Annotated in this window: 22 protein-coding genes and 1 tRNA gene; 16 read left to right on the forward strand and 7 right to left on the reverse strand. The window is 39.7% G+C overall.

Annotation, left to right across the window (positions count from 1 at the left end):
• The first annotated feature begins 138 nt into the window (after positions 1–138).
• The 7 genes from E5N72_RS10570 (at position 139) to E5N72_RS10600 (ending at position 5,366) form a co-directional block, all read left to right on the forward strand.
• Positions 139–2,100 (forward strand): NADPH-dependent 2,4-dienoyl-CoA reductase, encoded by a 1,962-nt coding sequence (locus E5N72_RS10570; RefSeq protein ID WP_135924398.1) that lies wholly within the window; start codon positions 139–141, stop codon positions 2,098–2,100.
• A gap of 61 nt (positions 2,101–2,161) precedes the next feature.
• Positions 2,162–2,872 carry a DoxX family protein gene (locus tag E5N72_RS10575; RefSeq protein WP_135924399.1) on the forward strand — a complete coding sequence of 237 codons (711 nt, stop codon included), beginning with the start codon at positions 2,162–2,164 and terminating at the stop codon, positions 2,870–2,872.
• A 63-nt stretch (positions 2,873–2,935) separates the two neighbouring features.
• Positions 2,936–3,484 carry an NAD(P)H nitroreductase gene (locus tag E5N72_RS10580; RefSeq protein WP_135924400.1) on the forward strand — a complete coding sequence of 183 codons (549 nt, stop codon included), beginning with the start codon at positions 2,936–2,938 and terminating at the stop codon, positions 3,482–3,484.
• A 198-nt stretch (positions 3,485–3,682) separates the two neighbouring features.
• Complete coding sequence (locus E5N72_RS10585) at positions 3,683–4,060, forward strand: hypothetical protein (protein ID WP_135924401.1); 378 nt, start codon at positions 3,683–3,685, stop codon at positions 4,058–4,060.
• 74 nt (positions 4,061–4,134) lie between these two features.
• Positions 4,135–4,225 (forward strand) — tRNA-Ser (locus E5N72_RS10590).
• A 52-nt stretch (positions 4,226–4,277) separates the two neighbouring features.
• Positions 4,278–4,676, forward strand: coding sequence for a hypothetical protein (locus E5N72_RS10595; RefSeq protein ID WP_135924402.1), 399 nt, complete (start codon positions 4,278–4,280; stop codon positions 4,674–4,676).
• Positions 4,677–4,748: 72 nt separating this feature from the next.
• Positions 4,749–5,366, forward strand: a complete 618-nt coding sequence (locus E5N72_RS10600) for an FKBP-type peptidyl-prolyl cis-trans isomerase (protein ID WP_135924403.1) — start codon at positions 4,749–4,751, stop codon at positions 5,364–5,366.
• Between the two features lie 67 nt (positions 5,367–5,433).
• On the opposite strand, the gene fur is transcribed toward E5N72_RS10600, so the two are convergent.
• The 5 genes from fur to E5N72_RS10625 all read right to left on the reverse strand — a co-directional run bounded on the left by fur (position 5,434) and on the right by E5N72_RS10625 (position 7,974).
• Entirely contained in the window at positions 5,434–5,877 is a 444-nt protein-coding gene (fur, locus tag E5N72_RS10605) for a ferric iron uptake transcriptional regulator (RefSeq protein WP_135924404.1), read from the reverse strand.
• A gap of 189 nt (positions 5,878–6,066) precedes the next feature.
• On the reverse strand, positions 6,067–6,594 hold the full coding sequence (gene fldA, locus E5N72_RS10610; protein ID WP_135924405.1) for a flavodoxin FldA: 528 nt from the start codon (positions 6,592–6,594) through the stop codon (positions 6,067–6,069).
• Between the two features lie 14 nt (positions 6,595–6,608).
• Positions 6,609–6,887: a LexA regulated protein gene (gene ybfE, locus E5N72_RS10615; protein ID WP_004586673.1), complete on the reverse strand. Its 279-nt coding sequence runs from the start codon at positions 6,885–6,887 to the stop codon at positions 6,609–6,611.
• Positions 6,888–6,889: 2 nt separating this feature from the next.
• Complete coding sequence (locus tag E5N72_RS10620; RefSeq protein ID WP_062569139.1) at positions 6,890–7,111, reverse strand: DUF2788 domain-containing protein; 222 nt, start codon at positions 7,109–7,111, stop codon at positions 6,890–6,892.
• Positions 7,112–7,209: 98 nt separating this feature from the next.
• Positions 7,210–7,974, reverse strand: a complete 765-nt coding sequence (locus E5N72_RS10625; RefSeq protein WP_135924406.1) for an alpha/beta fold hydrolase — start codon at positions 7,972–7,974, stop codon at positions 7,210–7,212.
• A gap of 131 nt (positions 7,975–8,105) precedes the next feature.
• On the opposite strand from E5N72_RS10625, the gene seqA reads away from it, so the two are divergent.
• The 6 genes from seqA (at position 8,106) to E5N72_RS10655 (ending at position 15,532) form a co-directional block, all read left to right on the forward strand.
• Positions 8,106–8,702, forward strand: coding sequence for a replication initiation negative regulator SeqA (seqA, locus tag E5N72_RS10630; RefSeq protein WP_135924407.1), 597 nt, complete (start codon positions 8,106–8,108; stop codon positions 8,700–8,702).
• A 16-nt stretch (positions 8,703–8,718) separates the two neighbouring features.
• Positions 8,719–10,356, forward strand: coding sequence for a phosphoglucomutase (alpha-D-glucose-1,6-bisphosphate-dependent) (pgm, locus tag E5N72_RS10635; protein WP_135924408.1), 1,638 nt, complete (start codon positions 8,719–8,721; stop codon positions 10,354–10,356).
• Positions 10,357–10,435: 79 nt separating this feature from the next.
• Positions 10,436–11,491, forward strand: a complete 1,056-nt coding sequence (gene astE, locus E5N72_RS10640; protein WP_135924409.1) for a succinylglutamate desuccinylase — start codon at positions 10,436–10,438, stop codon at positions 11,489–11,491.
• Positions 11,492–11,760: 269 nt separating this feature from the next.
• Positions 11,761–12,975 carry a thiamine pyrophosphate-dependent dehydrogenase E1 component subunit alpha gene (locus E5N72_RS10645; RefSeq protein WP_135924410.1) on the forward strand — a complete coding sequence of 405 codons (1,215 nt, stop codon included), beginning with the start codon at positions 11,761–11,763 and terminating at the stop codon, positions 12,973–12,975.
• Positions 12,975–13,952 carry an alpha-ketoacid dehydrogenase subunit beta gene (locus E5N72_RS10650; RefSeq protein ID WP_135924411.1) on the forward strand — a complete coding sequence of 326 codons (978 nt, stop codon included), beginning with the start codon at positions 12,975–12,977 and terminating at the stop codon, positions 13,950–13,952. The genes E5N72_RS10645 and E5N72_RS10650 overlap by 1 nt, the downstream gene beginning before the upstream one ends.
• Before the next feature lie 8 nt (positions 13,953–13,960).
• The gene (locus E5N72_RS10655; RefSeq protein WP_135924412.1) at positions 13,961–15,532 is read left to right on the forward strand and encodes a dihydrolipoyllysine-residue acetyltransferase; all 1,572 of its coding nucleotides are present in this window, start codon (positions 13,961–13,963) and stop codon (positions 15,530–15,532) included.
• Between the two features lie 57 nt (positions 15,533–15,589).
• On the opposite strand, the gene E5N72_RS10660 is transcribed toward E5N72_RS10655, so the two are convergent.
• Both E5N72_RS10660 and E5N72_RS10665 read right to left on the reverse strand, forming a co-directional pair.
• On the reverse strand, positions 15,590–16,765 hold the full coding sequence (locus tag E5N72_RS10660; protein WP_135924413.1) for a putative manganese transporter: 1,176 nt from the start codon (positions 16,763–16,765) through the stop codon (positions 15,590–15,592).
• A gap of 71 nt (positions 16,766–16,836) precedes the next feature.
• Positions 16,837–18,462 carry a M28 family metallopeptidase gene (locus tag E5N72_RS10665; protein ID WP_135924414.1) on the reverse strand — a complete coding sequence of 542 codons (1,626 nt, stop codon included), beginning with the start codon at positions 18,460–18,462 and terminating at the stop codon, positions 16,837–16,839.
• A gap of 111 nt (positions 18,463–18,573) precedes the next feature.
• On the opposite strand from E5N72_RS10665, the gene E5N72_RS10670 reads away from it, so the two are divergent.
• The 3 genes from E5N72_RS10670 to E5N72_RS10680 are packed head-to-tail and all read left to right on the forward strand — an operon-like array spanning position 18,574 to position 21,372.
• A complete protein-coding gene (locus E5N72_RS10670) occupies positions 18,574–19,386 on the forward strand; it encodes a DUF3025 domain-containing protein (RefSeq protein WP_135924415.1) in 813 nt (270 codons plus the stop codon).
• On the forward strand, positions 19,383–20,171 hold the full coding sequence (locus E5N72_RS10675; RefSeq protein WP_135924416.1) for an ATP-binding cassette domain-containing protein: 789 nt from the start codon (positions 19,383–19,385) through the stop codon (positions 20,169–20,171). The genes E5N72_RS10670 and E5N72_RS10675 overlap by 4 nt, the downstream gene beginning before the upstream one ends.
• Positions 20,164–21,372, forward strand: coding sequence for an ABC transporter permease (locus E5N72_RS10680; RefSeq protein WP_135924417.1), 1,209 nt, complete (start codon positions 20,164–20,166; stop codon positions 21,370–21,372). The genes E5N72_RS10675 and E5N72_RS10680 overlap by 8 nt, the downstream gene beginning before the upstream one ends.
• The last annotated feature ends 120 nt before the right edge of the window (positions 21,373–21,492 follow it).

A 21,492-nucleotide genomic window follows, 5' to 3' on the forward strand; every position in this document is an offset into this window, starting at 1 on the left:
ATTTAACTGTTAAATAGTAACAGAGTGTTTAAAAAGACAATTTGCTACAGAATATTTACTAGCGAAAAGTTGATTATTCTAAGTTATTACCGCAGAATCTATTTCAAGTAGAGGTTCGACCAGTTAACGGGGCACACAATGTTAGAACAAAAATTACAATTACAGCATACCGAACTTCGTAACCGTTTGGTTATGGGATCAATGCATACCGGCTTAGAAGAGGGATGGCACAACCGTAAACGCTTGCGCGCATTTTATGAAGCACGTGCAAAGGGTGGCACTGGATTAATTATAACTGGTGGTTACAGTCCAAATTTACGAGGTAAGCTATCGCCTTTCGCCTCAACGTTTAACTCGTTTTATGATGTGATTAAACATCGCGCATATACGGATGCAGTGCATCAACATGGCGGAAAAATTTGCTTACAATTATTACATGCTGGCCGTTATGCATATCATCCATTTAATCAAGCACCAAGTGCTATTCAAGCACCTATTAATCCTTATAAACCTAAAGAAATGTCGTTAGGCTCAATTAAAAAGACTATTAAAGACTTTGCAAACTCAGCAAAACTAGCTGAAAAAGCAGGTTACGATGGTGTTGAAATAATGGGATCTGAAGGCTATTTGATTAATGAGTTCATGGCTAACCATACTAATAAGCGTACGGATAGTTATGGAGGTAGCCTTGAAAATCGTATGCGTTTAGCTATTGATATTGTAAAAGCTGTACGCGCTAAAGTAAGTGAAAAATTTATTATTGTATTTCGCTTATCTGTAATGGATCTGATCCCAAACGGCTCGACACCTGAAGAAGTTAAACAACAAGCGCTTGCACTTGAAAAAGCGGGCGTTGATATCTTTAACACGGGGATTGGTTGGCACGAAGCACGTGTTCCAACAATAGCGAGCATGGTACCACCGGGTGCCTTTAAAGAGGCATCAAAACGTTTAAAAGATACAGTATCGGTACCAGTAATCGCAGTAAACCGCATTAATACACCTGAAATAGCCAATGGTATTTTAGAGGCGGGTGAGTCTGATCTAATTTCGATGGCGCGTCCTTTATTAGCGGATCCTGAGTTTTTTAATAAATACGTAAATAACAAGTCAGAGCAAATCAATATCTGTATTGGCTGTAATCAGGGTTGTTTAGACCATGTATTTAAAAACAAACGTGCGACTTGCTTAGTTAACCCACAGGCTGCTTTTGAATTAGACTATAGCCTTGAAAAAGCGTCATCTTCTCGTTTAGTGCTTGTTGTTGGTGCAGGCCCCGCTGGTCTGGCTGCTAGTTGCTATTTAGCAGAAAAAGGTCATAAAGTGACTCTAATTGAGCGTAAAGAGCAGATGGGCGGTCAATTTAATTTAGCAATGCAAGTACCTGGTAAGGAAGACTTTAACCATACTCTTAATTACTTTACAAATGAGTTAAAACGCTTAAATGTTGATTTAAAGCTAGGCACTGAATTTACAGAAAACATGCTTAACCAATACGATGATGTTGTGTTTGCAACAGGTGTTAGACCTCGTGAAGCAAAAATAGAATGTAACGATGGCAAGCGTGTGTTTGCCTATGATGAAGTGATCCGCGGTGAGGTAGAGCTAGGTAACAAAATAGCGATTTTAGGTGCCGGCGGTATTGGTTTTGATATGGTTGCCTTTTTAAGTGAACACAAAGGGCAAACTATTGAGCAATTCAAAACTCAATGGGGTATTGAATGTGAAGCTGCACCTGAAAAAGATAACCGCCAAATATACATGCTTAAGCGAAGTGCAGGGCGTTTTGGTAGTGAACTGGGTAAAACAACGGGTTGGATCCATCGTCAAGTTGCTAAACAGCATGGTGTAAAACAAATTGCTGAGTGTCAGTACCTTAGCTTTGACAACCAAGGTTTGAAAATTACTGTTAAAGGTGAAGAGCAAATCTTAGATGTTGATACTGTGATTGCTTGTATTGGTCAGGTTTCAAATACAGAAACATTCGAAAAACAAACAGAAAACGCCAAAGTTCACGTTATTGGTGGAGCCAAACTAGCTGCCGCTATTGATGCGAAACGTGCGATTTTTGAAGCGCTACAAGTCGCCCGTAAAATTTAATTGAAAGTAAACTAGAAAACTCGCGGTCTGTGTGATTAATCTAATTAGTCACGAGACCGCAATGTTGATCACACACTTATTACCTCTTTACCAACGCATCTTAACTAAACTTCAGTTTTTAGATGGACTACCCAGCCTATTTATTCGCTTAATCTTAGCCCCAGTGATGATCATTGCCGGCTTTAATAAACTTGCCTTAAGCGGTGATGTTACCCATTTTTATCAATACTTTTTAGCCTCCGATGATATCGTCGCTTGGTTTGGTAATAGTGAATGGGGGTTAGGCCTACCAATGCCCTCTGTACTGGCCTTTTTAGCAGCATGGACAGAGTTTTTAGGCGGAATTTTGCTGTTATTTGGTCTGTTCACACGTTTAGTAGCAATCCCCTTAATGATAACTATGCTTGTTGCTGCAACGACTGTACACGCAAGTAATGGCTGGTTTGCCGTTACCCCAACAGATGCGAGTACCAGCCCTGCAAGAGTCCTCAGTTGGCTTGCAATTCCTGCAAGTGAAGCCAGTTTGACCAATTCAAAAGAAGCGGGTGAGAGATTAACTAAAATGCGCGAGTTATTAGAGACTCATGGTTATACGGAATACCTTTATGCGAAAGGGAAACCTGTAATTTTAAATAATGGTATCGAGTTTTCAGCGATCTATTTCGTTATGCTACTAAGCTTATTTTTTTCGGGGGGAGGTCGCTATTTTAGCCTCGATTATTGGCTTGTTAGAAATCGCACTAAGCTCTTTATTGCAAGTGAATATAAATGATAAGCTAGTACTTTAATGCCTTTATAAAATGAGGCGCTGTATTAATGTTTTAATAGGAATTAAATGGACGCTTTAACTCTTTTACAAACTCGACAATCAGATCCACGTCTTATTGCTCCGGGTCCATCAGAAGAACAGCTTGAGATTATTCAAAGAGCTGCAATAAAAGTACCGGATCATGGTTGCCTTGCTCCTTGGCGTTTTATTGTTGTTGAAGGCGATGCTCGGCATAGATTAGGTGATATTTATCATCAAGCTGCAGTTGCTGAACATCAAGATGAGCGCACGGTTAATCGTGCAAAAGAACTACCACTTCGCGCCCCTATGATTATCATTGCCATTGCTGATGTAAAAGAAAACCCTAAAGTGCCACGTATTGAACAAGTTCAAAGTGCTGGTTGTGCAGTGCTTGCCATGCAGCAGGCCGCTTTTGCCCAAGGATTAGGTGGGATCTGGCGCACAGGCTATTTTGCTCAAAGTGAATCAGTCAAAAAAGCTTTAAATTGTAAAATTGATGACGAGATAGTTGGCTTCTTATATTTAGGTACTCCTGAAGTTGATATTAAAAAGCCTATTAGGCATAAACCAGATACTTTTTTTGAGAGACTTTAAAAATTAGGAACTTTTTTATATTTATGCAGTCAGATGCTATTAAGCTTGCATGTGTTAGTTTAATTAATTTAAGCTGCAGTGTAAGAATTATTAGGATGCAAAAAACAAAATAATTATTCTTCAGTGTGTTTTTTAATCGGTTGTTTTTTGTTAACGTAGGGATAGTCTTAAAAAATAACGATAAAGAAGACGAGGACAATGGGAAACTTATTTTTACGAGAAAAAGAAAATTGGTTCGCTTGGTCAATATGGGGCATTATAGGTGCTGCCGTCACTTTCTTTGTGGCTATCTCAACTAGAGCGCCACAATTTCTTGGCTTATCTGCTATTGGGTTTTTGTTGTTACTTACGTGGTGGATGCACAGTACTAAGCGGTTTGATTTTGGTCGCGCTTTTAAAGTTTGTTGTTATGTATTGACCTTAACCTGCTTACCCGCATTTTTATTAGTGATAGTACCAAATAACAATCTAAACAAAATAGACGTTATTGTTCAGGGGGCAGGGTTTGCTCTTATCAGTTTAATTGTCTGTTTTGTCTGCTCAATGATTGCGCGTCGACCTAAACAGTATTACTAAATATGAGTTTTTATTGTTTTTTTACAATTAAGGCTTTACATCGACCACGGTAACTAATATTATGCGCGCCGTACGGAGAGATGGCAGAGTGGTCGAATGCACCGGTCTTGAAAACCGGCAGGGGTTTGTAGCCCCTCTAGGGTTCAAATCCCTATCTCTCCACCATTATTTAAAAAAACCGCCTACAGGGCGGTTTTTTGCTATCTGGAGATAAATAATGTCAGCAAGCACACCTTCTACACCTATAAGAATGATAAAGCATGTTTTACTTTGGTGTATCTTCTCTTATTTTTATCATAGTGGCATTAATGTACTTGTTGCTATGGCTCATGATGCACAACCAGATTACGGATTGTTATCCTCAATTGCGTATGGCATTGGTTTCAATGTACTCGTAGGTCATTTAATTGGTAAGTACGACAAACATTGGCCTGTTATTGCGGCAATATTTATCGCTGTAGTTGGGCTTGTTGTAGTGCCTTTAATATTAATGGGGCAGGCGAGTTTAAAAGATACATATTTTATTTTGGCTATGGTGATAAGTTTACCGGTTGCAACATTAGTCATTGAGAAAATAAAGCAACGAATTAGTTTAAACACTGAGCAAACGCAATAAACTAAGCGATATTCGTTGTTTTTTTATGTTAGTATGGGCACGTCTTTTAACTAAATAAACGTGAATTTAAACATGTCAGATAATTTTACAACAGACGCTGAAAAAGCAAGTTACGGTATTGGTTTACAAATGGGTGAGCAATTAAAAGCAAACCCTTTTGAAGGTTTAAACTTAAACTCTGTATTTGAAGGTATGAAAGACGCATACACTGGTAACGATTTCCAAGTTGAAATCCCAGCAATTCAAGCTGCCTTTGAAAAGATCAATGCTGAAATCCAAGCTCGCCGCGAAGAAGAAGCTAAAGTACTTGCTGCTGAAGGTATTGCCTTCTTAGAAGAAAATGCAAAACGTCCTGAAGTAACAGTAACTGAGTCAGGTCTTCAATATGAAGTGCTTACTGAAGGCAATGGTGAGAAACCAACTGTAGATTCAACAATTCGTGCGCATTACCATGGTACACTTATCAATGGTACGGTATTTGATAGCTCTTATGAGCGTGGTCAACCAGCTGAATTCCCAGTGGGTGGCGTTATCAAAGGTTGGACTGAAGCAGTACAAATGATGGGTACTGGTTCAAAATGGCGTTTATACGTACCGCATGAGCTTGCTTATGGTGAGCGTGGTGCTGGTGCTGCAATCGCACCTTTCTCAACACTAATCTTTGATGTTGAGCTATTAGAAATCATCTAATTGATTTTAATAGGTATAAAAAAACCTGCTTTAAGCAGGTTTTTTTATGTCTGAAATAAACAGCTAATTAGCTATTTGACTCAGCATATTCTTTACACTTAACTTTGTCCTCACACTCACCATAAAGGTAAAGAGAGTGGTTAGTTAATTTAATGCCATTTTCTGTAGCAATCTCTTCTTGACGACGTTCGATTAAATCATCTTCAAATTCAACAACCTTGCCGCATTTAAGACAAACGAGGTGGTCATGGTGAGTGCTACCAGATAATTCAAATACTGACTTGCCGCCTTCGAAGTGGTGGCGAGATACAATACCTGCATCATCAAATTGGTTAAGTACACGGTAGACAGTTGCAAGACCAATCTCTTCGCCTTTGTCTAATAGAATTTTATAGACATCTTCAGCGCTGATGTGTTGATTGTCTGGAGATTGTAGAATCTCTAAAATTTTAATACGCGGCAAAGTTACTTTTAACCCTGCTTTTTTTAGTTCCAAGTTGTGATCAGTCATTCAATCTGTCTCAATTTATTTAGTTATACTAGGCATCATTAAGATGCACACGACACATTAGCAACTGTTAGAATAACGTGCCTAGTTACTAAGTGCAAAGAACAATTCGTTTGATTGCTGTTTTTTTAGACGAAAACGAACTGGTTGTGCATCTTTACATCAGCTAGTAAATGCGAGTAGTACTTGTTATTAATCAGCAAGTTCCGCTAAACACATCTCTTCATAAACTTGAGCGCACCAGTCTTTTACACGTTGCTCTGTCAGTTCAGGTTGACGATCTTCGTCAATCCCTAAGCCAACAAACGTTTTGTCATCAATTAATGCTTTTGATGCTTCGAAGTCATAGCCATCAGTTGACCAGTGACCTACTACAATCGCGCCACGCTCAGTAACGATGTCGTTGATCATACCCATTGCATCTAAAAAGTATTCAGCATAGTCTTCTTGGTCACCACAACCGAAAATTGCAACCAGTTTACCTTCGAAGTCTACTTCTTCTAATTCAGGGAAAAAATCATCCCAGTCACATTGCGCTTCACCGTAGTACCAAGTTGGAATACCGAATAACAATAAATCGAATTCAGCAATCTCTTCTTTAGAACTTTTTGCAATGTCATGAACCGCGACTAGCTTTTTACCTAATTCTTTTTGAATCATTTTAGCTACGTGTTCAGTATTACCTGTGTCGCTTCCGAAAAAAATACCTACGCTTGACATGGATTTAAAACCTTCTATCTATCAATAGCCAATCTTTCTTGTAAAATTGTTTCAATCAACGCGCTACGGCTAATATTCTGCGCATCTGCCATATCGCTTAATGCCTGATATAACTGTGATGAAACCTTAAATTCTACACGCTTTAAACCACGTGCTTTATCTCGCTTTATTTGATTACGTTTATTTACTTTTAATTGCATGTCGCGAGGTAGGGGATTTGTTTTAGGTCTACCTGGACGTTTCTCGTATTCAAATAAATCGGGTGTTGTTCTATCTGTTTCTGATTTTGCCATATCTAGCCCACACCTGCGCCTTGCCAAAAGACTTGAATAAGACCTTTAGCTATAAACCCAGAACAGCCTAAGAATAGCACTAACCAAACGATGTATCGGCCAAATTTTGGTACATCACCTTTTTTAAGGACGTCTTGAATTGCCATTCCAATAAAAAAGAAAATGCCGGCTAAGCCAAAATACAACCCTAAGGTATCAAATTCGTTAATTAACTGACTGACCATCAACGTATAAACCTTCAAAATAAACGGCGCGTACTATACCACACAAATTCATAATAATTTAGTGCGCACGATCAAAAACAGCGAAATTTATCTGTCTTTTATGTGGCTAAAAAATCGCTAATTGCTTTATTTACGGCAAGCGGTTTTTGTGCGTGTAACCAATGACCAGCGCCATGAATTATTTTTGCTTTAGCATTAGGAAATAACGCCATAATTGCAGGGCGGTGCTCAGCTAAGATGTAGTCTGAATCATTACCTTTGATGAACAAAGTATCACATAAACAAGAATCATTTTCATCAACTTGAGCTAAAATATTTTCATATTGCTGATATATAACCGCTAAATTAAAGCGCCATTGGTAGTGGCCTTGATCGTTCTTAGCAAAGCTCTTTAATAAAAACTGGCGTACACCCACTTCATCTATGTGCTTTGCAAGGACTTCATCAGCGGCTTTCCTGTCAACAACATTCGACTCGGCTACCTCATTCAGGCCTGCAAAAATAGCACTATGACGAGGGTTATTAGCAACAGGAGAGATATCTAACACCACTAGTTTATTGATTAGCGCGGGGTGATTAAGAGCTAATTGCATAGCAACTTTACCGCCCATTGAATGACCAATGATGTGAGCTTTATTAATGTTCAAGTATTCAAGTAACTCACTGACATCTTGAGCCATAGCATGGTAATTCATGGTATCGCTGTGGAATGATTTACCATGATTTCGTAAATCGATATTTGTTACGCGGTAATTTTCAGCTAAGGCTTTTGCGATTACATTGAGGTTTTCTAGCGAGCCAAACAAACCATGGATCAACACAACGTCTGAACCTTGACCCATTTGTTGGTAGTTTAATAGCATTTTCAACTCCTAATTTTAATGGCAGTATTTTGCCTAGCGAAATAACAAATTGCAAAACATAGAGAATTACTGCGAGCTTAGGTATAATCATCGAGAACTTTTATAATGTGACCCGTAAAGACAGGAATAACATGAAAAAAATTGACATAGACGACGAGTTATATCAATACATAGCTAGCAACACGCAAAGTATTGGTGAGAGCGCTTCCACTATTTTACGTCGTTTATTAAACCTTTCTGATGGCACCTTAGCGCCCGTTGAAACAGCAACTAGCAAAACTGAACAAGAATCTCCAGTTGTTGAACCTGAACAAGCAATAGAGCAAGAACCAGCCCCTAAACACGATGAACCTGAACAAGTCGAAACTGTCACAACAGCGCAACAAGTCAAAGGTAATGTGTTTAATGTGTTAAACAAAGAAGAACTGGCAATGCAAAAAGGTGTTGTTGGTCGTTTCTTATTTATCTTGGCAGCGCTTTACAGAACACACAAAGCAGATTTTGCGAACGTTCTAGAAATTAAAGGCCGTGACCGCGTCTATTTTGCAACTAGTAAAGAGGCGTTGCTTGAAAGTGGCAGTAGTATGAATCCAAAAAATATCACCGATACAGAGTATTGGGTGATGACTAACTCAAATACAACCAGAAAAAAAATGATGCTTCATGAAGTGGCCTTAAGCCTAGGCTATAGTGCGGACGAAGCAGAAAAAATTCGTGATTACTTATAACAGGTAAGGAAATAATATGGCGATTCATCCAGAGGCAGGGAAACCTGCGCCACAACAGAGCTTAGTAAATGTTCCAAAACTAATCTCTGCTTATTACTTAAATGAACCTGATCTTGAACAAAACCCAGAGCATTGCGTTGCTTTTGGTACGTCTGGTCACCGCGGTTGTTCATTCGATGTAAAATTTAATGAATCGCATATATTAGCGATCACTCAAGCAATTTGTGATTATCGTAAAGAAAATAACATTTTTGGACCTCTGTTTCTTGGCAAAGATACGCATGCTTTAAGTGAAGCTGCTTTTAATTCAGCAATTGAAGTGTTGGTTGCGAATGAAGTGCAAGTTATTACTCAAGAGAATGACGACTATACGCCAACCCCAGTGATCAGCCACGCAGTTGTTTGTCATAATAAAGAAAATCCAAATGAATTGGCCGATGGTATCGTTGTAACTCCGTCACACAACCCGCCTGAAGATGGTGGTTTTAAATATAATCCACCGAATGGCGGACCTGCTGATACTGACGTTACTAAATGGATCGAAGATAGAGCAAATCAATTACTGCTTGAAGATTTAGTTGCTGTAGAGTTATTTCCGTTTGCTAAAGCATCACGTTCTGGCTTTATCAAATACCAAGATTTAATAACACCTTATGTCGATGACTTAGCAAACATCGTTAATTTAAAAGCTATTAGCGATGCAAAAATCAAAATTGGTGTGGATCCACTCGGTGGCTCTGGTATCAACTTTTGGCCAGTGATTGCCGAAAAATATAATTTAGACTTAACAGTCGTAAATAAGTCTGTTGATCCAACATTCTCGTTTATGCCTTTGGATAAAGACGGTAAAATCCGTATGGATTGCTCATCTCCTTATGCAATGACTAATCTTATTGCTCTAAAAGATGACTACGATATTGGTATTGGTAACGACCCTGATTATGACCGTCACGGCATTGTTACACCTGATGGTCTAATGAATCCAAATCATTTTTTAGCGGTTGCAATTGACTACTTACTAAATAATCGTGAATGGTCAAAAGATGTTGCTATTGGTAAAACGCTCGTATCTAGCGGCATGATTGATAAAGTGGTTGCACGTAATAACCGTGAAGTAAAAGAAGTACCAGTAGGCTTTAAATGGTTTGTTGAAGGCTTAAGCAAGGGGACACTTGCTTTTGGTGGTGAAGAAAGTGCAGGGGCGTCATTCTTGCGCTTCGATGGTACGGTGTGGAACACCGACAAAGACGGTTTTATCTTAGGTTTACTAGCTGCTGAGATATTAGCAGTAACGGGTAAAACACCTTCACAGCTATATAAAGAACTTGAGCAAGAGTTTGGTGCACCTATCTATAAACGTATTGATGCCCCAGCTAATGCACAGCAAAAAGCGCGTCTAAAAGCGTTATCGGCAGATGATGTAACTGCCAGTACCTTAGCGGGTGATGCTATTACACAAAAACTAACTCATGCACCTGGTAATAATGCTGCTATTGGTGGTTTAAAGGTTGTTACCGAAAATGGTTGGTTTGCAGCTCGTCCATCAGGCACAGAAGATATCTATAAAATTTACCTAGAATCATTCAAAGGTCAAGAACATCTAGCATTACTAGAAAAAGAAGCGAAAAAACTGGTTGATTCAGTAATTAGCTAATTTCATTTTTATCTTTTAAAACGGCTGAGTTTCTCAGCCGTTTTTGTATTCTACTCTCACGTATTTTTAGGATAGGACAATGAGCTATTCAATTCCTTCATATCTTGACGAATTAAAAAGCAATGGCGACTTTTTAACCTTAACCCGTAACAATGAATTTTCACTTGAACCTTGTGCATTCACCCTTGAGAATGGCACTGATGTGACAGTTCATGATACGGGCATCATTGAATTTCAACCAAATCAGCAAACAAACAAAGATATTGTTCTTTCAAGTGCGATACATGGCAACGAAACGGCGCCAATTGAAATTTGTGACCAATTACTTAGAGCAATTATTAAAGAACAACTGCCGCTTAAGCAGCGTGTACTGTTTATTTTTGGTAATCCAAAGTCGATTAATATCGGTAAGCGCTTTGTAGATGAAAACCTAAACCGCCTGTTTAACGGTCACCATACTGTAGAAGGTATTGCTTCAAACCCTGAGCGAGTTCGTGCAAAGCAGCTTGAGGATGTTGTTTCTGATTTTTTCCAAAGAGGCAACCACAACAGTGAGCGTTTTCATTATGACCTTCATACTGCAATTCGTGGCTCTAAAAATGAAAAGTTTGCTGTATACCCATTCTTACATGGAAAACCGTGGAAAAAATCACAGCTGCAATTTTTACTCAGCTGTGGTGTAAACACAGTATTAATGATGAAATCAGCGGCAACAACGTTTAGTTACTACTCGTCGTTTGTACATGGTGCTGATTCATTTACGGTAGAGCTTGGTCAAGTAAAGCCATTTGGTGAAAATGACATGAGCCGCTTCGAGAAAACCAAACAAACTTTAACTGCATTAATTAGTCAAGAAAAGGTGGATTATAAAGAATTTAATGCAGATGATTTTGAGTTGTTTTCAGTTTATAGAACAATAAACCGTACGTGTGAAGACTTTAGCTTCCCATTTGCTGATGATGTAGAAAACTTCACCGGTTTCGCAAAGGGTGAATTATTGGCAATTGATGGTCAGACCAGATATGAAGCGGAGGTAGAGGGTGAAGCTATTATCTTCCCAAACGCTGATGTAGCCTTAGGTCAGCGTGCTTTGCTTACCGTTATCCCAATGCAAGTTGATAGCAACTTTATTTAAAATCTCTGCATTAACACCCATCTATATTAAGTTAACTATATGACTAAAAAGAGTTTATTTTGTTGTATAGTTAACTTTCCATGCGTTTTTAGCCATTTCTCATCTATTCGTCTATGATTAGTTGAATAACAACTTACGTTAACGTAAAGTGACGGCAGTTTAATTTAATTAGATTGAATATTGCGCAAACTTTATCCTTACAGCAAATGCTGATAATAAACACAAATAAGGGCAGTGGCGTAGGTTTCTGACACGAAAGAAGGTAGGTTATGAGTAATCCAAATAACGTATCGCTAAACATTAATCATGATCTGTCATTTATTGATGGTCACGCATTAACGATCCCTACATTAAGTATTCTTAATGAGGAAGGCGACATTCATGAAGGTGCCACCGCACCCGATATCGACAAAGCAACCGCAATCCGTTTATACGAGACAATGCGTTTTATTCGAGCACTTGATGAACGTATGCAAGCAGCACAGCGTCAGGGTCGTGTAAGCTTTTACATGCAATGTTTAGGTGAAGAAGCGGCTGTAACCGCATCAGCAGCAGCGCTTGACCAAAACGATATGATCATGGCCCAATACCGTGAACAAGCCGCTTTGCGATACCGAGGTTTTACACTTGACCAATTCATGAACCAAATGTTTTCAAACGAAAAAGATTTGGGTAAAGGTCGCCAAATGCCAATTCACTATGGCTCACGCGAACTTAACTACATGACAATTTCATCACCACTTGGTACGCAAATTCCGCAAGCAACAGGTTATGCGTATGGTCAAAAAGTTCGCCATATTGACCCACAAACAGGTGAGTTAAACAGCACAATTGATAACATCACCATTTGTTATTTTGGTGAGGGTGCAGCCTCAGAAGGTGATTTCCATGCGGGCTTGAATATGGCTGCTGTTCACCAAGCGCCAGTTATCTTTTTTGCTCGTAATAATGGCTATGCGATTTCAACCCCTGCTGATGAGCAATTTAAAGGGGATGGTATTGCTTCTCGTGGTGTAGGTTATGGTATTAAAACAATCCGTGTTGATGGTGCTGATGCCCTTGCAGTTTATGCTGCAACTAAAAAAGCACGTGAAATTGCCACTAAACATGGTGAGCCAGTTTTAATTGAGTCAATTGCTTATCGTTTAGGGGCTCATTCAACGAGTGACGACCCAAGCGGCTACCGCAGCAAAGACGAAGAAGCTAAACACAAAGGCTGTCCAATCGAACGTTTCCGTAACTGGTTACTAAAACAAGGTTGGTTAGACGAAGCGCAAGACGCAAAAGACAAAGAAACAATTCGTGAAGAAATTTTAGCAGCGCTTAAGCGTGCTGAAAAAGTAGCAAAACCAGCATTAGAAGATCTCATTTCTGATGTTTATGATAAGCCAATCCCATCACTGCAAAAACAATACGAACAATTAAAAGAGCACATTTTGCAGCATCCTGATGCTTATCCAACAACTGCTGGGAGATTAAAGTAATGGCTAAAATGAACATGCTTCATGCAATTAACTCTGCCCTTGATATCACCATGGCAGAGCATCCAAATGCATGTATTTTTGGTGAAGACGTTGGTTATTTTGGTGGTGTATTCCGTGCAACATCGGGCTTACAAGAAAAATATGGTAAGCACCGTGTGTTTAATACACCGTTAACTGAGCAAGGTATTTTAGGTTTTGCTAATGGTTTAGCGGCGTTTGGTGCACCTGCTTTAGCTGAAATTCAATTTGCAGATTATATTTTCCCTGCATTTGACCAAATCGTGAATGAATCAGCTAAATTCCGTTACCGCAGTGGTAATGAATTTAATGTAGGCAATCTAACAATTCGTACTCCGTATGGCGGTGGTATCGCAGGTGGTTTATATCACTCACAATCACCAGAAGCCTATTTTGCTCATACACCGGGTTTGAAGTTAGTTGTGCCACGTAATCCTTATCAAGCAAAAGGCTTACTTCGTGCATCAATTAAAGATGATAACCCTGTTATTTTCTTTGAGCCAAAACGTTTATACCGTGCATCAACAGGCGAAGTACCAGAAGAAGATTACAGCATCGAACTTGGCAAAGCTGAAGTTGTGCAAGAAGGCACTGATGTCACTTTGCTTGCTTGGGGCGCACAGATGGAAATCGTTGAAGATGCGGCTAAAAAAGCAGCTGAACAAGGTATTAGTTGTGAAGTTATCGACTTACGTACTATTTTACCTTGGGATGTTGAGACAATCGCTAAATCAGTGACTAAAACAGGTCGTTTAGTCGTTAGCCACGAAGCACCAATCACTAATGGTTTTGGGGCTGAAATCGTTGCAACAATTCAACAAGAGTGTTTCTTACACCTTGAGTCGCCAATTGCTCGCGTGTGTGGTTTAGATACGCCATATCCATTAGCACTTGAAAAAGAATATGTGCCGGATGCACTAAAAGTGCTTGCTGCGATTAAGCAATCAGTTGAGTTTTAGGAGTCAGTATGTCTAAAGATTTTATCTTGCCAGATATCGGCGAAGGCATCGTAGAGTGTGAAATTGTAGAGTGGTTAGTTGCAGAGGGCGATGCTGTAAAAGAAGACCAGCCTATTTGTGATGTGATGACCGACAAAGCGCTTGTGCAAATTCCAGCTGTCCATGATGGTGTGATCAGCAAGCTATATTATGCGAAAGGTGATATTGCGAAAGTCCATGCGCCATTATTTGCAATGGATGTTGATGGCGAAGCACCAACACAAAGCGAAGAAGCTCAAGCTCCTGCGGCTACTGAAGCACCATCTGAGACTGGTGAGCACTTAGAAGATTTCATTTTGCCAGATATCGGTGAAGGTATCGTTGAGTGTGAAATTGTTGAGTGGTTAGTGAGTGAAGGCGATGAAGTCGTTGAAGACCAAGCTGTGTGTGATGTAATGACAGACAAAGCATTGGTGCAAATTCCGGCTAAATACACAGGTAAAGTGAAAAAGCTTTATTACCAAAAAGGTGATATTGCAGCGGTTCATAGCCCATTATTTCAAATGAGTATTGCGGGCCAAAGCGCAGAGCCTGATGTAAGCTCTGCGGTAGTTAAAGCACAAACAAATGCAGTGACTAAATCTGCAGAAAAGTCAGCACCTGCATCTAGCGCAACTAAACAACTTAACAAAAAAGCAGTTGCTTCACCTGCTGTTCGTCGTAAAGCCCGCGAACTAGATGTTGATTTAACGCAAGTACCAGGCTCTGGTAAAAATGGCCGGATTTATAAACAAGATATCGAAGATTTCTTAAACGAAACACCAAGCCAAGAAACACAACAACAAGCTGCGCCAAAAGCGGCAGAACCAGCGGCAACTGTAACAGCAGTGTCTGGTGGTAGTCGTGTTGAGCCAATTAAAGGCATTAAAGCCGCAATGGCTAAGCAAATGGTTGCCTCAGTTTCGACAATTCCTCACTTTACATTCTGTGATGAAATCGACCTGACTAAACTAATTGCAATGCGCAGCGAGTTAAAAGAGCAGTATAAGCAACAGGGCGTTAAGCTCACTATGATGCCGTTCTTTATCAAAGCGCTGTCATTAGCTATTAAGCAATTCCCAGTACTTAACTCACAAGTTAATGATGATTGCAGTGAGCTGACTTACTTTGATGATCATAACATCGGTATGGCGGTTGATTCTAAGATTGGTTTACTCGTGCCAAACATTAAATCATGTCAGTCAAAGAGCATTGTAGATGTTGCAAATGAGGTTACTCGTTTAACTGAAGCGGCACGTGATGGTCGTGTTTCACCAGATGATTTGAAAGGCGGCACTATTAGCATTTCTAACATCGGTGCGATTGGCGGCACAATTGCAACTCCGATCATCAATAAACCTGAAGTAGCGATTGTTGCTTTAGGTAAACTGCAGCATTTACCTCGTTTTGATGCACAAGGTAATGTAATTTCAGCTGCTATTATGCAAGTAAGTTGGTCTGGCGACCACCGCGTGATTGATGGCGGAACGATTGCCCGCTTCAACAATTTGTGGAAGTCATACTTAGAAGATCCTGCAAAAATGATGATGGCGATGAGCTAACATTAACAAGCATTAAAAAACCAGCCTCGGCTGGTTTTTTATTATCTAAAGCAAAAATTATATTCCGTAAAAGTACAAGCCATAACCGAATAACAGTGCAGGTATTGTTGAATACACAGTTGCCATTAACGCTGCTTTTGGTGCTAATGCGATTGCTGGGAATAGGGCGTCGCCATCATTCGAAATTGCATTTGCTGCCATAGCACTAAATGGAATAATACCTTGAATATAGAGTGTCATTACGACAATTTGCGGCCCACAACCAGGTAATAAACCAATGGCTACAGCCACCAGCGGTGCCAAATATGCGTAGTCAGAAAACCATGCGCTCAAATTTATACCAGCCAGATTAACTAAAATTTCAAAAAGCATAAAACTGGCGACAACCCAGGCCGTAACAAAGTGGGTGTCCATTAAAACCTTTGTTAGTTTTGAAGGTGGAGTACAAGGAGCCTCTTCACTGGTTACTTGTTTATAACTGCTGCCTTTAGATGAAAGAGCCCATACAACTACAGTGAATAACGCCATAATCGAGCCAAATAGGGTGATACCTTGATTAACGCTATCACCGAATACGCTAAGGTCGGTATTGGTGGCGATAACAAAGGCAACTATCAAGCTTGGTACTAGGGCCAATTTCCAAACAGGGCGGCTAAATTTCAAAGCGCTTGGTTGGCACTGCGGCGGTTCTGTGTATTCGCTTGCTTCATCAGGTTGAAATTTATCAGCTTTATGAAATGTGTTAACTAACTGACCGCTAATAACGCCCACAGCAACACCGATTAACATCATTAATAAACCATCAAGTGGGCGAGTGGCTAATAGCAAAAAAGCAGCATCCCCCATGGTTGCGGTTAAGACTGCAACAACAGAACCAAAACTAGCTTGTTTTTTGGTAAATTGGGTTACCACAATAATGGCACCCCCACAGCCAGGTAAAGCACCTAAGATTGAAGCAAAACTCACTTCTAGAATGCCTGATTTAGCACGTAAATAGCTAAGCTGTAACTGAGGAAGGCGATCAATAAGGTAGTAATAGATTAATAAGGTGGCTGCAACAAATACTGATACTTGAAAAAAAGCATCACTTAAAGCTTGAAGGGTAAATTCACGCGTTGTTGGTACTACTAATGCAACAAGCAAAAGAAGGGGTAAAAACAAGCGTTTATTATCCGTAATATAACACCTCACTTTTTTAGGAATGAAACTCGATGTTTGTGTTAATGAGAGCATACAGTGCAACCTAAAAATTAATCAGGTTACACTGTAAATTAGATTTTAATGAAAATCAATCTCATTTGCATCTATTGACGTTGGAACTCTGAAGTAGCATTCCATTTAGGCCATTCTTTACGCTCAGAAATATCAAAACCTACTTGATAGAATAACTGAAGATCCTGAACGGCACCTGATAAATCCCATTCATCACGGTAACGATCACATGGCTGATGGTAACAACCACGAAGCACTAAACTCATACGCTTACGGTAATTTGCTGTTTCTTCATCAAGGGCTTCACTACCGCCACCGGCATACATTGCTGGTACACCCATGTTTGCAAATGCAAAGTGATCAGAGCGATAGTAACCACCTGAAGACGGTTTAGGGTCGCCAGATACTGTACGGCCTTGTGCTTTTGCAGCTGTTTCTAGCAGACTATCCATTTCTGATTTGCCAATACCAACAACACTGATATCTTTAACTTTACCTAATAAGTTCAAGCTATCCATATTGATGTTTGCAACAGTTTGAGAAGCTGGGATCACAGGGTTTGCAGCATAATATTTAGAGCCAAGTAAACCTTGCTCTTCAGCCGTGACAGCTAAGAATGTCATTGAGCGGCTAGGGTGCTCTGGTAAACTTGCAAACGCTTCTGCCACTTCAATTAAACCTGCAGTGCCAGTCGCATTATCGTGGGCACCATTATAGATTTGGTCGCCTTTACGGGTTTTATCTGTACCAAGGTGGTCCCAGTGAGCAGAATAAATGATGTGCTCATCTGGCTTTTCGCTACCCGGTAAAGTCGCGATAAAGTTATACGAAATTGACTTTTTAATCGTATTGTTTACTTCAACGCTGGCTGTTAGGTCGCCCATATCAACATGGTAAGCACCTTTTGCAGCATTTGCTTTCATGGTGTCGAAATCTAAACCGGCTTTCGAGAACAACTCTTTAGCAACGTCTGTGGTTACCCAGCCTTCAACAGCAACACGATCCATGTTGTTGTTTTCTTTTTGGAAACCAAACTGTTCGCCGCTCCAAGAGTTTTCAACAACAGACCAAGGGTAAGAAGCTGGTGCTGTTTCGTGAATGATAATTGCACCTGCTGCACCTTGACGGCTCGCTTCTTCGTATTTGTACGTCCAACGACCATAGTAGGTCATGGCATCACCGGTGAATAAATCAGGGTTTTTAGTCGCAAAACCAGGATCGTTTACCAGCATGACAACTGTTTTGCCTTTTACGTCCAGGCCTTCGTAGTCGTTCCAGTTGTATTCAGGTGCATTGACACCATAACCAACAAACACAAGTTCTGAGTCTTTAATACTTTCTTTTGCACTTATGCGGCTACTGCCCATAACCATGTCTTTTTTGTATTGGTAATCTTTGCCACCAATAGTCAGTACCATGTTTGAATCTGCTTCAAGTGAAACAAGCGGTACTTCTTGTAAGAAACTATCACCGTTACCCGGCTCAAAACCTAATGCTTTGAATTGTTCAGTTAAATAGGCAAGGGTAAGCTCTTCACCTTTTGATGATGGTGCACGGCCGCCAAACTCATCTGATGCCAACACTTTAATATGCTCAGCTAATTGCTCTGAGTTAATGCTTTGATAGGCTTTTTCTACATCATTTGAAGTGATACTTGTTGAAGCACAGCCTGCAATGATAGCACTTGCAAGGAGTGTCACTGGAAAATAGCGTTTCATAATAGCTCTTTTTTTGTTTTATGGTGGCATTAGTATATGAGGTTCTATTAATGAGAACCAGTTTTTGCGGTAAACTAGTCACAATACATCAAGAAGTTAATATATTACGCAATGAAACGATTTACCGCACCCGAGCAGTGGTCTACACAATACTTAACAACCGGTGCCTTTGCTGATTTAGCAACACTATTTAATATAGATAAGCTATCAGATTGGCCTTCATGTCACTGGTTTAGTCAGTATCTGAATGCACAAACATCACAAGGCACCGCCATTAGTTTTGTTGAAGATGAAAAATTTGCTGACGAAACTCGCTATTACGAACAAATTATCTTTGAAACTGGGCAAGTACCAACAAGACAACAAAATTGGCACGACCTTTTTGGCGGATTTATTTGGTGTTTATTCCCAAAAACCAAAGCGCTGATCAATCATCAACATATAGAAGAAATTAAACTACACGGTCTAAAAGAGCGTAGCAAACATAGAAACGCACTAACTTTATTTGATGAATGTGGTGTCGTGCTTGCAATTACAGAACAAAGTTGGCAACAGCTATTACGCGGCCACCAATGGCAACAGGCGTTTGTTGAGCAGCGACAACAATGGGGGCAAAGTATTAGGCCATATATGTTTGGTCACGCTAATTACGAAATGCTCACTCAGCCTTATATAGGCCTAACAGGTAAGGCTTTGTTTGTTGTTGTTCCTGATGACATATTTTGTAAAGATTTAAGCGAGCAATATGCGTATCTAGATCAACGTCTTTATGAGATGATAAAAAATGATGATTGCTTGCGGGACAATAAAAATTTATCGCCGCTGCCATTGTTAGGTGTGCCGGGTTGGTGGACTGACAATGAAAATCCAGATTTTTATAGTAATACCGATTACTTTAGACCGAAACGAAGGAAACGCACATGATTGAAGTCGCAGGGCTTAAGAAAAAGTTTAAGCTAACGAAAGATCATAAAAAAAATAAAACGGACAATATAGATCCCCGTGAAGATAAAGAGTTTTTTCATTCTGTAAGAGACGTTAGCTTTCAATGTAATAAAGGCGAAGTGCTAGGGTTGTTAGGTCCAAATGGTGCTGGCAAAACGACCACTTTAAGAATGATTTCAACAGCTTTAAAACCAGATGAAGGTAGTATTACTATCTCTGGGCACGATATTGTTAAAAAGCCATTAGTTGGCCGTAAATCAATTGGATTTCTGTCTGGCAGTACTGGCTTATACGGGCGTTTGACGGTTAAAGAAAACATAGAATATTTTGCCCGTTTACATGGTATGAGCAAAAAAGCAGTAGCAGCACGTTGTGATGAGTTATTTACATTACTTGATATGCACAACTTTATTGATAAACGCGCCGAAAACCTTTCAACGGGTATGAAACAAAAAGCCAATATTGCTCGCGCTGTTGTTCATCACCCTGACGTGGTTATTCTTGATGAGCCAACGACTGGCTTAGACATTATGACTACCCAAACTGTTATTAACTTTATTCGTGGCCTTAAAGAGCAGGGTACACCGGTTATTTTCTCAACTCACCACTTAGATGAAGTAGCATTACTTTGCGATCGGGTTGCGGTAATTAATCAAGGTATTAGCTGTTTTGATGGCACCTTAGATGAGTTTAAACAAACGGGTAAAAGCGAAGAGCTAAACCAAGCGTTTATGAATATTTTAACGGAGAGCCGTGATGTTTGAAGTATTTAAAAAGGAATTAAAAGAGCTGCTACGTGACCGTAAAACCTTGATATTCGTCGTTGCTCTTCCGGTTGCTATATTCCCACTGTTATTTGCTGTTATGGCATTTATTAGCTCGCAAGCGGCACTTGAGGCCGAGCAAGAAGTGCACACCTACGCAATTATTAATGGTAACTACGCGCAAGAGTTTACAGATAAGGTGTTTTACCACAAAAGCTTTACTTTATATAAAGGCGACGAAACCTTTAATAGCGTAGAAGATCTCACTAATGCGGTAAAAGCAGGCACCATCGACATGGGTATCTATTTACCGTCAGACGCAAAGCAAACACTAGACGACGCTAAGCAAAGTGAATGGCAAGTTGTTTATAACGATGCAAAGGCAATTAACTTTTTATTTGACCGCGTTAAAGAGCTTGCAAAAGACTATGGCGATAAACTGCGTACTAGCAAATTATTAAGCTTTGGCGTATCTGAGCAGCAACAAGCTGCCATTATCGAACCTATCAAAGTTGTAAAGGTTGATACCGCAGATAAACGTGAAAATCTGGGTGAGAAAATAGGTGGGTTTATTCCTTATCTACTTATTCCTCTGGTATTGATGGGTGCAACGTATCCTGCGATTGATTTAGGAGCTGGTGAAAAAGAACGTGGAACGTTAGAAACTCTGCTACTAACACCAATAACACGCACTCAATTGGTACTTGGTAAGTTTATTACTTTATTAGCGTCATCGATTGCAACAACGACAATTACTGTATTGAGTATGGGAATATGGATCGCGGTTGCAATTGCGTTTGTTGATTTAGCTGTTGTTAAAAACGCATTTAGCTCTTTAACGGTATTAGATTTAGGGCTGATTTTTGTGTTGTTATTGCCTATAGCTGCAATCTTCTCATCATTAGCGCTGGCTATTTCTATTTATGCGCGAACCTTTAAAGAAGCACAAAACTACATGGCACCACTAAGCATGGGTGTCATTTTTCCAATTATGGTTGCTTTAATGCCGAATGTTGAACTGACGAGCAAAACCGCTTTTATTCCAGTGACAAACGTTGCGTTGGCAATAAAAGAAATCATTAAAGGCACCGTCGATTACACACTTGTGGGTTTAATTTTCCTAGCGACAGTGATTGTCGCAGGTGCATTACTCGCATTTTGTGTTAAATGGTTTAATAAAGAGGATGTACTGTTCCGCTAGTCAAAATTCTGGCTAATAAAAGAGCACCGCAGCGGTGCTTTTTTATTGTCTGTATGAAAGTAAAAATACGTCTTAGTGGTTTTGTTTTTTATTTACGATCAATCTTTATTATTATGATTT

This window comes from Pseudoalteromonas sp. MEBiC 03607 (genome assembly GCF_004792295.1).
Classification (GTDB): Bacteria; Pseudomonadota; Gammaproteobacteria; order Enterobacterales; family Alteromonadaceae; genus Pseudoalteromonas; species Pseudoalteromonas lipolytica_C.